The sequence below is a fragment of the Corynebacterium qintianiae genome (genome assembly GCF_011038645.2).
Classification (GTDB): domain Bacteria; phylum Actinomycetota; class Actinomycetes; order Mycobacteriales; family Mycobacteriaceae; genus Corynebacterium; species Corynebacterium qintianiae.
This window is the reverse complement of record NZ_CP064955.1, coordinates 1,216,333-1,229,338: the sequence shown is the minus strand read 5'-3', so window position 1 is coordinate 1,229,338 and position 13,006 is coordinate 1,216,333. Positions and strand designations below refer to the sequence as shown.

At 65.2% G+C, this 13,006-nt stretch carries 11 protein-coding genes; 8 read left to right on the top strand and 3 right to left on the bottom strand.

Features of this window, described 5'->3' with window-relative positions:
* The first annotated feature begins 106 nt into the window (after positions 1 to 106).
* The 5 genes from secD to G7Y29_RS06020 are packed head-to-tail and all read left to right on the top strand — an operon-like array spanning position 107 to position 7,625.
* Positions 107 to 1,828: a protein translocase subunit SecD gene (gene secD, locus G7Y29_RS06040; protein ID WP_165004261.1), complete on the top strand. Its 1,722-nt coding sequence runs from the start codon at positions 107 to 109 to the stop codon at positions 1,826 to 1,828.
* A gap of 3 nt (positions 1,829 to 1,831) precedes the next feature.
* Positions 1,832 to 3,037 carry a protein translocase subunit SecF gene (secF, locus tag G7Y29_RS06035; RefSeq protein WP_249399708.1) on the top strand — a complete coding sequence of 402 codons (1,206 nt, stop codon included), beginning with the start codon at positions 1,832 to 1,834 and terminating at the stop codon, positions 3,035 to 3,037.
* Positions 3,038 to 3,083: 46 nt separating this feature from the next.
* Positions 3,084 to 4,736, top strand: a complete 1,653-nt coding sequence (locus G7Y29_RS06030) for an ABC transporter substrate-binding protein (RefSeq protein ID WP_235933561.1) — start codon at positions 3,084 to 3,086, stop codon at positions 4,734 to 4,736.
* Positions 4,737 to 4,760: 24 nt separating this feature from the next.
* Complete coding sequence (locus G7Y29_RS06025; protein WP_235933562.1) at positions 4,761 to 5,321, top strand: adenine phosphoribosyltransferase; 561 nt, start codon at positions 4,761 to 4,763, stop codon at positions 5,319 to 5,321.
* A gap of 27 nt (positions 5,322 to 5,348) precedes the next feature.
* Positions 5,349 to 7,625: a RelA/SpoT family protein gene (locus tag G7Y29_RS06020; protein WP_165003903.1), complete on the top strand. Its 2,277-nt coding sequence runs from the start codon at positions 5,349 to 5,351 to the stop codon at positions 7,623 to 7,625.
* 63 nt (positions 7,626 to 7,688) lie between these two features.
* On the opposite strand, the gene G7Y29_RS06015 is transcribed toward G7Y29_RS06020, so the two are convergent.
* Together G7Y29_RS06015 and G7Y29_RS06010 are read right to left on the bottom strand one after the other, a co-directional pair.
* Complete coding sequence (locus G7Y29_RS06015) at positions 7,689 to 7,994, bottom strand: hypothetical protein (RefSeq protein ID WP_165003905.1); 306 nt, start codon at positions 7,992 to 7,994, stop codon at positions 7,689 to 7,691.
* A 167-nt stretch (positions 7,995 to 8,161) separates the two neighbouring features.
* Complete coding sequence (locus G7Y29_RS06010; protein WP_165003907.1) at positions 8,162 to 9,067, bottom strand: peptidylprolyl isomerase; 906 nt, start codon at positions 9,065 to 9,067, stop codon at positions 8,162 to 8,164.
* Positions 9,068 to 9,152: 85 nt separating this feature from the next.
* On the opposite strand from G7Y29_RS06010, the gene tpx reads away from it, so the two are divergent.
* Genes tpx through hisS form a run of 3 tightly spaced genes read left to right on the top strand, consistent with a single transcriptional unit; the run spans position 9,153 to position 11,607 of the window.
* The gene (tpx, locus tag G7Y29_RS06005) at positions 9,153 to 9,662 is read left to right on the top strand and encodes a thiol peroxidase (protein WP_165003909.1); all 510 of its coding nucleotides are present in this window, start codon (positions 9,153 to 9,155) and stop codon (positions 9,660 to 9,662) included.
* Between the two features lie 7 nt (positions 9,663 to 9,669).
* Entirely contained in the window at positions 9,670 to 10,308 is a 639-nt protein-coding gene (locus G7Y29_RS06000) for an MBL fold metallo-hydrolase (RefSeq protein ID WP_165003911.1), read from the top strand.
* 15 nt (positions 10,309 to 10,323) lie between these two features.
* Positions 10,324 to 11,607 (top strand): histidine--tRNA ligase, encoded by a 1,284-nt coding sequence (hisS, locus tag G7Y29_RS05995; RefSeq protein WP_165003913.1) that lies wholly within the window; start codon positions 10,324 to 10,326, stop codon positions 11,605 to 11,607.
* Here the strand turns inward: hisS and G7Y29_RS05990 are convergent.
* Positions 11,594 to 12,988: an L-serine ammonia-lyase gene (locus G7Y29_RS05990; RefSeq protein WP_165003915.1), complete on the bottom strand. Its 1,395-nt coding sequence runs from the start codon at positions 12,986 to 12,988 to the stop codon at positions 11,594 to 11,596. The two genes, hisS and G7Y29_RS05990, sit on opposite strands and share 14 nt — an antisense overlap.
* Between the last annotated feature and the right edge of the window lie 18 nt (positions 12,989 to 13,006).

Below are 13,006 nucleotides of genomic sequence, written 5' to 3'. Positions count from 1 at the left end.
TAAATGAATCAGAGGAGATACCTCAGTGCCCCCACACACCCGACGCACCGCAGACCTGCGGGCGAAGAGAACGTGGCCTGCGACGGCCCTGGCTCTCTTCCTGCTCATGGTCGTCGCCGTCTACGCGCTCGTATTCTTCACCGGGGACCGCTCCGCGTCGCCGAAGCTAGGCATCGACCTCCAGGGTGGCACCCGCGTGACGCTCGTGCCCCAGGGTGAGGATCCCACGCAGGAGCAACTCGAGGATGCGCGAAACATCATCGAGAACCGCGTGAACGGAATGGGCGTCAGCGGCGCTAGCGTGGTGGTTGACGGAAACACACTCGTCATCACCGCAGCCGGTGATGACACCTCCGCGGTCCGCAACCTGGGCCAGACCTCCCAGCTCGCGTTCCGACCCGTGCTGCAAAGCCCGGTGCCTGACCCTGCGGCCATAGGCGACGTTCTGGTGCAGACTGCGAACGACTGGGTCGCTCACGGCATTATCCCCGCGGACCAGGCACAGACAACCCTCGACGGCATTACGTCTCAGCTGGGCGAGGGGGCCGATTCGCTAGCGGTCACTGCGCAGCCGCTCGACGAACCCCAGGGCCCGGTAGAGGCCGCGGACCGCCGCCAGGAGACGACGGAGATGCTGCGCAGGACCCGCCAGTCGGCTGACCCGACCCAGCAGTTCGCTTCGCTGGCGCTGATGAGCACGGTGTGCCCGGTACAGCAGACCGACCCGCTTGCTGGCACGGACGACTTGGCCCAGCCGCTGGTTGCCTGCGATTCCACGTCGCAGCAGCCGCTGCTTCTGGGTGAGGCACCACTGTTGTCGCCGGATGATCCGTCCGGGGCACGCCTTACTGGCAACGAGATTGACACCAACCGGCCAATTACCGGCGGGTTCAACCCGCAGTCCAGCCAGATGGAGATCAGCTTCGCGTTCAGCCAGGAAGGTGAGCCGAACGGTTCTCAGGCATGGGCACAGCTGACGTCGAGCATGATCGGCCAGCAGGTCGCCATTACCCTCGACTCACAGGTGATTTCGGCGCCGGTCATCCAGGGTGCGACACCGGTGGGTTCCGCTACGTCGATCACTGGGCAGTTCACCCAGGAGGAGGCGACCGCGCTCGCGAACAACCTGCGTTACGGCGCGCTGCCGCTATCCTTCGCCGGTGAGGACGGTGAGCCGGGCGGCACCGCCATGACTGTTCCGCCGTCACTCGGCGCCGCCTCGCTGAAGGCCGGACTCATCGCGGGCGCCGTCGGCCTCCTGCTCGTCGCTTTGTTCGTCTTCGCCTACTACCGTTTGTTCGGGTTAATCTCCCTGGCGACCCTAGCCCTGGCGGGCCTGGTCGTCTACGGTCTGCTCGTGCTCCTCGGCCGCTGGATTGGCTACTCGCTCGACTTGTCGGGCGTTGCTGGCCTCATCATCGGTATCGGCACTACCGCCGACTCCTTCGTGGTCATCTACGAGCGCATCAAGGACGAGCTGCGCAAGGGTCGGACGTTCCGCTCGGCGACCGCGCAGGGTTGGGACCGTGCCAAGGAAACTATTGTCACGGGCAACATCGTGACCCTCATCGGCGCAGTGGTGATCTACTTCCTCGCCGTCGGCGACGTCAAGGGTTTCGCGTTTACCATGGGCCTGACCACCGTGGTCGACCTTCTTGTCACGTTCCTGGTCACCGCCCCGCTGATGATCCTGGCGTCGAGGTCGCGGTTCTGGTCGCGGCCCTCGGTTAACGGCATGGGAAAGATCTACCGGCTCGTGGAGCGAGAGCGCGCCGCCGCGGCCGAAGAGACCAGCTCCGCATCCCTCGCTTCAGTAGAGGAGAAGTAAGACATGGGTAGCACTAAATTCACCAGCGACAACACCTCTGCTGTCCCAAGCGGCACCGGAGCGGCGCCGGCCGCTTCGCAACGGAGCCGTTACGACAAGCTCTACACGGGTGAGGGTGCGATCGACTTCATCGGGCGTTCCAAGCTCTGGTACGGCATCACCCTCGCACTGGTCGTCATCGCGCTGCTCGCAATGTTGTTGCGGGGTTTCAACCTCGGCATCGACTTCGAGGGCGGAACGAAGATGACCATGCCGGCCGGCGACCTCGTGGCCGAGGATGTCGAAGACACCTTCATCGACGCGACCGGCGTTACCCCTGAGCTAACCCAAATCGTCGGGGCCGGTGACGCCCGCACGCTCGAGATCAACTCGGAGCACCTCACGCAGGCGCAAATCGACGAGGCGCGGCAGGCGATCTTCGAGGAGCACGAGCCGCGCAACGCCGAAGGCAACGTCAGCCCCGACGCCATCGGCGACTCCACCGTTTCCGAGTCGTGGGGTTCGACCATTACCCAGCGCATGCTGCTGGCGATGGGCGTGTTCCTTCTCGCCGCGGCCGCGTACGTCGCGCTTCGACTCGAGCGAGAAATGGCGGTTGCCGCCATGGCCGCGCTGGTTGTGGACGGCGTGCTCATCATGGGCACGTACGCGCTGTTCGGCCTCGAGATCTCCCCGGCGATGATCATCGGTCTGCTGACCGTGCTCACGTTCTCTATCTACGACACCGTGATCGTGTTTGACAAGGTGCGCGAGAATACGGCCGGGGTGCTCGATTCGCGGCGCTCGACGTACGCGGAGGAGGCGAACCTGGCTGTGAACCAGACCGTCATGCGCTCGATCTCCACCTCAGTCATCTCCGCGCTGCCCATCATCGCGCTCATGGTTGTTGCTGTGTGGATGATGGGAGTGGGCACGCTGCGCGACCTCGCACTAATCCAGCTCATCGGTGTGATCGAGGGCATTTTCTCCTCGTTGTTCCTGGCCACCCCGATCCTGGTGTCCCTGGTGAATCGGCAGAAGAAGTACAAACAGCACAACAGGGAGGTGGCCGCGTTCAGGACGGGTGAGAGCACAGACGGTAACGGTGCGGACGCATCCGGTTCCGGAGCGCCGAAGCGCTCGGTGTCCGCCCCGGTTGTGGATAGCGCTGCGGTGATGACGGAAAACGCGGTGCCGACTACGGTGTCCTGGCGCCCCAACTCTCGTTAGCACCCGAAGGGCCCCAAACCGGGTCTGATTAGGAAGGAAGCCGCTCGTGGTTCGTCGCCTTGCTCTGAGGGCAGTCAGCATCGTCGCCGCCGTCACTATCGTTGGAACGTCACTCGCAGCATGTTCGGGCATCGACGCCGGTACAACCGAAGAGCAGGCGGGCAACCACTTCGGCTACCAGGTGCCGGTCGAGCTGAGCACCACGAACGCGGGAACCGAGGTCGGAGCCTCTGAGTTCGCGCAGATGCTGTCAGGAAGGCTCTACCCCGGGGTGTTCGTCCCGGGGCCCAGCGGCCAGGTGATTCCGAATACGGATCTGGTGCGCGCGCAGGCGCTGCCAGGCGCGCAGCGCATCGTGGAGTACTCCTTGTCCGCGGAGGCCTCGTTCTCCGACGGCGCCCCGGTGACGTGCACCGATTACTTGCTCGCCTACACCGCGGGGAAGAACCCCGAACTGTTCGGCTCGCACATGCCCCTGTTTCAGGACGTGGAGCGACTCGATTGCACGCCGGGCGCCAAGAACTTCGATCTCGTCTTCGCGGAGGGCCAGGGCGCTCGGTGGAGGGATCTCTTCGGCGCCGGCACAGTTCTTCCGGCTCACGCCGTAGCCGGGAAGCTGGGAAAGGACGAGGCGGCGTTGAACGCGGACCTTACCTCCGGCAGCGTCGACGTTCTCCGGCCCATCGCGGAGGTGTGGCGCGAAGGGTTCAACCTCGCTCAGTTCGATCCTGAGATGCAGGTGTCTTTCGGCCCCTACAAGATTGCGGACGTCGGTGAGGCAGGGCAGGTCACGTTGACCGCCAACGAGAACTACTACGGCGACGCCCCGCTGACGAAAGAGATCGTCGTGTGGCCGGGTTCTGCTGACTCGGCGGAGCTGCGAAACCAGGACAACCTTCGTATCGCGGACTTGGATGAGCCAGATCCTGACTGGCTCGATGTGGACGCCGAGGGCAACGCATTGGACGTCACCACCACGGTCGGCTCGCTGACAGATTCCCTCACGTTCGAGTCTTTCGGACCGTGGTCGTACTACGAGCGTCGACAAGCTCTGGCAAAATGCGTCGACCCGCGGGCGGTTGCCGCGGCCTCGAGCGGGGCCTCGGGTGTGGAGGTCCCTGCCACTTCCGTACACCTCGTTTCCCACAACGACCCGCTCGCACGGCGTTTTGACGACATCGTGGCGCCCCGCATGGATGTGGACGTCGAGGGCGCGAAGGCGGCCGCTGGTTTGGAACTGCGGGTCGGGTACGTGCACCCGTCGAAACGCATGGCGGCAATGGTGGAGTCGATCCGCGCCTCGTGCGAGCCGGCGGGCATTACCGTCGTCGACGTCACTAAATCCACAGGTGAGGGCAAGACCCTGCGCGATCTCAGCAGGATCGAAAAGGGGGAGTGGGGCGAGGATGCGGGCGTCGAAGGCGAGATCGACGCGATGCTGCGGCCGGTCAACCCGCAGACGGAATACAGCGCCCCCGGCTCGCGGGCGCAGGACCTGGATGCGATGCGGAAGAAGGAGGCTGAGCTGTGGACAACGCTGCCGAGCATCCCGCTGGCCGCGCAGCCGAGGTCATTCGCCGTCGACCGCAACCTGGCAAACGTTATCGTGTACACAGGCCCAACCGGCATCGGTTGGAACATGGACCGGTGGCAACTCCGTCCAGAGTCCGCCGACAAGACGGCCGAACCAACTAACTAAGCCGAGAGTAAGCGAGGACTCAACGTGCCCATCGACCCAGCCAGCAGCAAGTACTCGACAGCGCGCGAGGCGCTGGAGATTAGGATTCGCAAGGTGCAGGATTTCCCCGAAAAGGGAGTTCTGTTCGAGGACTTGACCCCTGTACTCGCGGACGGCGACGCGCTCGCCGTAGTCATCCGGGAACTGGCCGAGGCGAGCCGCGCTTTCGGCGCCGACATGATCGGCGGTCTCGACGCGCGCGGTTTCCTCATCGGCTCGGCCGTCGCCTACGAGCTCGGCATCGGTATCCTCGCCATCCGCAAAAAGGGGAAGTTGCCGCCACCCGTCATCACCGAGGAGTACGAGACGGAGTACAGCTCCGCCGCCCTCGAGGTGCCAGCCGAGGGCATCGACTTCGCGGGCAAGAAGGTCGTGCTTATCGACGACGTCCTCGCGACCGGCGGAACGTTGGTGGCGGCGACGGAACTTATTGAACGCGCCGGTGGTAGCGTCGTTGGATACGCAGTTGTGCTCGAGGTCGACGGCCTTGGCGGGCGGGAGAAGCTTGGCGACGCCCCGCTGGTCGTCCTCGAGCACGAGCGCTAGACGTACGCACGCGAGAAAGGGCCCGCTATGGCGAATGAGAAGGCGCAGAAGCGCTCGGGCTCGAGCGTGCGCAGCGTATCCGCGCGTCTTGCGCGCTCGCTGACGGGAGGGCGCACCCGCGTCAACCCGGTGCTGGACCCGCTCATGTCGATTCACCGCCGCTACCACCCGAAAGCCAGCGCGGACGTGCTCAACCGCGCTTACGACACCGCTGAGCGCCTGCACGAAGGTGTGACCCGCAAGTCGGGTGATCCCTACATCACCCACCCGCTTGCCGTGGCCACGATTTGCGGCGAAATCGGCATGGACACCACAACGCTCGTCGCGGCTTTGTTGCACGACACTGTGGAGGACACCGACTACTCGCTTCACGACCTGTCCGAAGATTTCGGGCCCGAGGTGGCCAAGCTTGTCGACGGTGTGACGAAGCTGGACAAAGTCGCCCTCGGTGCGGCGGCCGAGGCTGAGACTATCCGCAAGATGATCGTTGCTATGGCGGAGGATCCGCGTGTGCTGGTGATCAAGGTCGCTGACCGCCTGCACAACATGCGCACCATGCGCTTTTTGCCGCCGGAGAAGCAGGCGAAGAAGGCGAAAGAAACTCTCGACGTCATCGCCCCGCTGGCGCATCGCCTCGGCATGGCGAGCGTGAAGTGGGAGCTGGAAGACCTCGCCTTCGCCATCTTGTACCCGAAGAAGTACGAGGAAATCGTGCGGTTAGTCGCGGACCGCGCACCCTCCCGCGACAGGGCTCTGCGCGAGATAAGCGCCGAGTTACAGGCGGAGCTGAAAGCTAACAGCATTACCGCCGAGGTGATGGGTCGGCCGAAGCACTACTGGTCGATTTACCAGAAGATGGTCGTTCGCGGCCACGAGTTCGATGAAATCTTCGACCTGGTGGGAATCCGCGTCTTGGTGAACAACGTGCACGACTGCTACGCCGCCGTCGGCGTGGTGCACTCCATGTACTCGGTGATGCCGGGGCGGTTCAAGGACTACATCTCAAACCCCCGCTTCGGCGTGTACCAGTCGCTGCACACCACGGTGATGACGGATAGCGGCCGCCCGCTCGAGGTGCAGGTGCGAACGCACGAGATGCACTACAACGCGGAGTTCGGTGTCGCCGCGCATTGGCGCTACAAGGAGACGAAGGGCTCCCACAAGGGCGACCAGGCCGAGGTCGACCAGATGGCGTGGATGCGCCAGCTGCTCGACTGGCAGAAGGAGGCCGCGGACCCGAACGAGTTCCTCGACGCACTGCGCTACGACCTGACCTCGCAGCAGATCTTCGCGTTCACACCGAAGGGTGACGTGGTCAACCTCCCAGCGGGATCGACTCCCGTCGACTTCGCCTATGCGGTGCACACAGAGGTGGGCCACCGCTGCATCGGTGCGAAAGTCAACGGCAAGCTGGTGGCCCTCGAATCCGAGCTGGTTTCCGGCGACCGCGTGGAGATTTTCACGTCCAAGGACCAGAACGCCGGCCCGTCGAGGGACTGGCAAGACTTCGTGGTTTCGCCCCGGGCGAGGTCCAAGATCCGCCAGTGGTTTGCCAAGGAACGCCGGGAGGAGCACCTCGAGGCAGGCCGGGACGCGCTCGCCGCGGAGGTGCAGCGCGGCGGGTTGCCGATGCACCGGCTCTTCACTGCCGAATCCATGCGTCAGATCACCCAGCGCCTGCATTACCCAGATGTGGACGCGCTGTACACGGCAATCGGCGCAGGAACTGTTTCCGCACAACACGTCGCCCGGATGCTCACCGAGTTGTTCGGCGACGAGGAGGACGCAGTTGACGCCCTTGCCGCGCGCACGCCGATGTCGGAGCTGGTCCGCTCCAAGGTCGCGGCGTCGGCGAATGGAATCCTGGTCGAGGGCAGCCCGGACATGCTGGCGAAGCTGGCCAAATGCTGCCAGCCTGTGCCCGGCGACCAGATCTTCGGCTTCGTCACCCGCGGCGGCGGAGTCTCCGTCCACCGCAGGGACTGCACCAACGCGGCGAAGTTGAACGAAGAGCCAGAGCGGCTTGTCGACGTCTCGTGGGCCGGCGCGTCCGCCCCGGGAGCCGCATCCGAAGCGACCTTGCAGGTTGAGGCCCTGGACCGCCAGGGGCTGCTCGCAGAGATTACAGGTGTCCTGTCCGAGCAGCGTCTACCCATCGTCGCTCTGGCCTCGCAACTGGGCAACGACTACGTCGCCACCGTGCGGTTCACCGTTGTCGTCTCGGACACCAAGCAGCTCGGCTCGATCATGAAGCACGTGCGCAACATCGAGGGCGTGTTCGACATCTACCGCGTGACTGCGTAGAGCCAGCACGCAAAAACCGCCCGGCCTCCGAACTGTGGGGCACGGGCGGTTGAATGTCAGCTCTTAGCCGAGCTTTGGCAGGGTAACGCCGAGGTTCTTGGTGGCGAAGGTGAGGATGGTGCTGAGCAGGCCGATAGCAGCTGCGATGACGCCGATCCAGGTGGACACAGACTTCCCAATGTCGTTAGCATCCTTCGCCGAGCTACCCTCCTCCTCGGGGGTGGTGGTCGGCTCAGTGGTGCCCTTGTCAGAGGACAGCGAGCTGAGGGCCTCGAGCGGGGAGGTCTGGGCGTGAGCCGGTGCGGCGACGCCGCCGGAGACGAGTGCGGTTGCGGTAACGACTGCGAGGAGGCTGTTACGAAGCTTCATGGTTTTTCCTATCTGCCAGACATGACATGTACAGGATTTGAACATAGTCGCAGTAATAGAGGGTGCGCAAGGCCCCCGGCCCTTGTTCTTCTAAAGTTCACTCACGGTCTATCGGAGTGTCAGATCGACTGGGGCCGGGGGCGTTGGGGTGGGGCGTCGACAAGCGCCTAGCTCACCGTGGCGGAGGTGATGCGGACCTCGTCCTTCGGCGCGCCGTCGGGCTGGCCGTCGGCGGTGCCGCGGGCGGCAACCTCGTCGAGGGTGGCCAGGCCGGCGTCGTCAATGCGGCCGAAGTAGGTGTAGGCCGGCGGAAGCGAGGAATCGCCGTAGTTGAGGAAGAACTGCGAGCCGTTGGTGTCCAGGCCTGCGTTCGCCATCGCGATGGTGCCGCGCTCGTACTTAACTGGTTGCTGCTGCTGCAAGAGCATTCCCTTGTACTGCTCGGCCTGCTCCGCCGGCACGCCCTCCGGGATCTGGGAGGTGTCGATCGTCTCAAGCGCCTCGTCGGTGGGGTACTCGTTGGGGAACTGGAAGCCGGGCCCGCCCGAGCCGGTGCCCGTCGGGTCGCCGCACTGCAGGACCTTGAGGCCCTCGCCTGTGGTCAGGCGGTGGCACACGGTGTCGTTGTAGTAGCCCTCCGTGGCCAGGTACTCGACGGCGTTGACCGTGCAGGGGGAGACGGAGCGGTCCAGCTCCATGCCGATCGGGCCGGCAGAGGTCTCCAGGGTCACGGTGACGGTGCCCTCAGTGGAGACGTTGTCGCTCGGGGGCACGCCGACGAAGTTGTCCTTCTGTCCCTCCTGCTCCTCGTACGAGCAGCTCACGGTGGCGGGCAGCGGGGTAGAGCGAGTAAGCGACAGCGGCTCGGCCTGGATCGGCTCCGGTTCCTGGTTGGCCAGGAAGTAGATGCCTCCGCCGATGGCGGCGAGGACAGCCAGCGAGGCCGCGGCAACAGCCCACGGCTTGGTCTTTTCCTTACGGTCGCGAGCCCCCAACTCCTTTTCAAGGTCGCGCAACGCTTCCTTGCCACGCTGTTCATTATTGGGCGCCTGGGACACGATGGCTTCCTCCATTGACTCGCTTGCCTTCTAAGATGTGCGGTGTTTCAGCCTAGCAGCGCCGTGGCAGTACCCACCACAGACCACTACGGTGGTGGATATGGCTACCGTAACCTTTAAAAATGACCAGACCACGACCTCCGGCGAGCTGCCCGCAGTGGGCGACGCCCTGCCGAACTTCGAGCTCGTCGGCGGCGACCTGAACCCCGTTGCCGCATCCGACTTCGCGGGCAAGCGCCTTGTGCTCAACATCTTCCCCTCACTCGATACCGGCGTGTGCGCGGCATCCGTTCGCGCCTTCAACAAGCTGGCCGCGGACTTCGACAACACCGAGGTGCTGTGCATCTCCCGGGACCTCCCCTTCGCCCAGCAGCGCTTCTGCGCCGCGGAGGGTATTGACAAGGTCACCGCTGCATCGGCGTTTCGCTCCTCCTTCGGCGAGGATTTCGGCCTGCGCCTCGAGGGCTCCCCGCTTGAGGGCCTGCTCGCCCGTGCGGTGATTGTCACCGACGCCGAGCACAACGTCGTCTACACCGAGCTGGTCAGCGAAATCACCAACGAGCCGGACTACGACGCTGCCGCGGCCGCCCTGACCGGAAACAACGGGTAGCAACAACGTGCAGATCATCGGATTCGCGGCGGGCCCGCTGCAAACCAATTGCTACATCGTGGCCAACGAGGACACCGGCGAGGCCGTTGTCGTCGACCCGAGCTACGGGGCGCACGCGCGCGTCGAAAAGTTCTGCGCTGAGGAAAACCTCACGGTGGTCGCGATCATCTTGACCCACGGCCACATCGACCACATCCGCGACGCGGGCAAGTTCGGGGTGGAGACGTTCATCCACGCCGACGACGTCTTCATGCTCGACGGGGCGGCGGCCACCGAGTGGCTGCGCGTGCCCTTCGCCATCGACAACATGGAGCGGATTGACAACGTCACTGAGGTCACCGGCGGCCAACCGGTCACCCTCGCTGGCATCGACTTCACCGTGCGCCACGCCCCGGGCCATTCGCCGGGCAGCGCCCTGTGGGTCCACGACGACTTCGTGCTCGCCGGCGACGTGATCTTCCAGGGTTCCATCGGTCGCACGGATCTGCCGTACTCGGACGACGCGGCGATGCAGGCCAGCCTGTGCGGGCCGGTGTGGGATCTCGAGGACCGCCTTCCACTTCTGCCAGGCCACGGCCCGACGACCACGATGGCGCACGAGCGCGCCACCAACCCTTACCTGCGGGCGGCGAACGCCGGGCGCTGACTAGACTTTGCACCCGTGAGCGAAAACAGCACTTTCAAGGCCCTGTCCGCCCCGAAGGGCGTGCCCGACTACGTCCCGCCGGCCTCGGCGACGTTTATCGCGGTGCGCGACGAGTTCGCGCGCCAGGCGCGGCTTGCCGGTTACCAGCACATTGAGCTGCCGGTTTTCGAGGACACCACGCTTTTCGCCCGCGGCGTCGGCGAATCCACCGACGTGGTGTCAAAGGAGATGTACACGTTTGCGGACCGCGGCGACCGCAGCGTCACGCTGCGCCCGGAGGGCACGGCCGGGGTGATGCGCGCGGTGATCGAGCACAACCTGGATCGCGGCTACCTGCCGGTCAAGCTCAACTACTATGGCCCGTTCTTCCGCTACGAGCGCCCCCAGGCGGGCCGCTACCGCCAGCTTCAGCAGGTCGGTGTGGAGGCCATCGGCGTCGACGACCCGCTTCTCGACGCCGAAATCATCGCCCTGGCCGACCGCTGCTACCGCGCCGTCGGCCTGACGGGCTTCCGCCTCGAGCTGACAAGCCTGGGCGACAACACGTGCCGCCCCGCCTACCGCGAGAAGCTGCAGCAGTTCCTGTTCTCCCTCGACCTCGATGAGGAGACCCGCCGCCGCGCCGAGATCAACCCGCTGCGCGTGCTCGACGACAAGCGCCCCGAGGTCCAAGAGATGACCGCCGACGCCCCGCTGATGATCGACCACCTCTCGGACGAAGCGCGCGCGCACTTTGACACGGTGACCGCCACCCTCGACGCGATGGGCGTGGACTACGTGATCAATCCGCGCATGGTGCGCGGCCTGGACTACTACACAAAGACCACCTTCGAGTTCGTCCACGACGGCCTCGGTGCGCAGTCCGGCATCGGCGGCGGCGGGCGTTACGACGGCCTCATGGCCCAAATCGGCGGCCAGGACCTCTCCGGCATCGGCTTCGGCCTCGGCGTCGACCGCACCGTGCTCGCACTCGAGGCGGAAGGCGTCACCCTCGATGGGGTTGAGCGCCGCGTCGACGTGTTCGGGGTGGCGATGGGCGAGGAGGCGTCGAAACGCATGAGCTTGCTTATCGACGACCTCCGCGCCGCCGGAATTTCCGCCGACATGTCCTACGGCGGGCGCGGGCTCAAGGGCGCGATGAAGGGCGCCGACCGGGCGGGCGCGAAGTTCGCGCTCGTGCTCGGGGAAAACGAGCTGGCCACCGGCGAGGTCGCGGTGAAGAACCTCGCGGAGCACAGCCAGACGTCTGTTGCGCTTAACGCTCAGGCCGTGATCGCGGCGGTGGCTAGCACTCGGTGATGTTAACGGGCAGGCCGAGCTGAACGGCGAGCCCGCCCATCGATGTCTCCTTGTACTTGGTCATCATGTCGCGGCCGGTGGCGGCCATGGTTTCCACGACGTCGTCGAGGGTGACGATGTTCGTGCCGTCGCCGAGCTTGGCTAGGCGGGCGGCGTTGATGGCCTTGACCCCGCCGATGGCGTTGCGCTCGATGCAGGGGACCTGCACGAGGCCCCCGACTGGGTCGCACGTCAAACCCAGGTTGTGCTCGAGCGCGATCTCCGCAGCGTTCTCGACCTGTTCGGGCGTGCCGCCGAGGATCGCGCACATGCCTGCGGCCGCCATCGACGACGCCGAGCCGACCTCGCCCTGGCAGCCGACCTCTGCTCCGGAGATGGAGGCGTTGGTCTTGATGATCGCCCCGATCGCACCTGCGGTCAGCAGGAACTCGCGCGCTCGCTCATCGGTGAAGCCGTCGGTGAAGTCCCGGCAGTAGTGCATCACCGCGGGGATGATTCCCGCGGCGCCGTTGGTGGGAGCGGTAACAACTTGGCCGTGGGCGGCGTTCTCCTCGTTGACCGCGAGGGCGAACAGGTTGACCCACTCCATGGCGTCGAGCCCGCGCGACGTCGATTCCTCGTACTCGGCGGTGAGCAGCCGGTAGAGACGCGGCGCGCGGCGCGTGACATTCAGGCCGCCGGGCAACACGCCCTCAGCCTTTAAACCGTTGGACACGCACTCCTGCATCACGTTCCACACCGCGTCAAGATGCTCGCGCACCGTATCCCACCCGTGCAGCGCTTCTTCGTTCGCGCGCATGACCGCGGCGATTGACATGCCGTTGTCCCGGCAGTGCGCCATGAGCGCCGTGCCAGAGTTGAACTCGAAGGGAACAGTGTCGTCGGGCTGAACCGTCGACACGCCTGCCCGGTTGCGGTGGGCCTCCATTCCCTCGCGGTCGAGGATGAAGCCGCCGCCGACGGAGTAGTACTCCTTGCGCGAGGTGACCCGGTTGCCGTCCGCATCCCACGCGTCAAAAATAAGGCAGTTCGGATGCTGCGCGACCGGCTTGGGGTTGAACGAGACCTCGTACTCCACGCTGCCGGCGGGCCCCTCGATCACGCCAGTTTCCGGGATCTTCTCCCCAGGAACCGGGGCGATGTCGGGCGTGGTGGTTGTCGGCGTGTAGCCGACCAGCCCGAGAAGAACGGCGCGGTCGGTACCGTGTCCGACACCGGTGGCAGCGAGTGAGCCCCGCAGCTCCACGGCCACCCGCGCCGGAATTTGTCCCAGCTCGCCCACGTAAGCCATCGCCGCCCTCATCGGGCCGACGGTATGGCTTGACGACGGCCCAATGCCGATGCTGAACAGGTCAACGACGCTGACAGTATTTTGGGACATGACGCGATGCTACCTCAA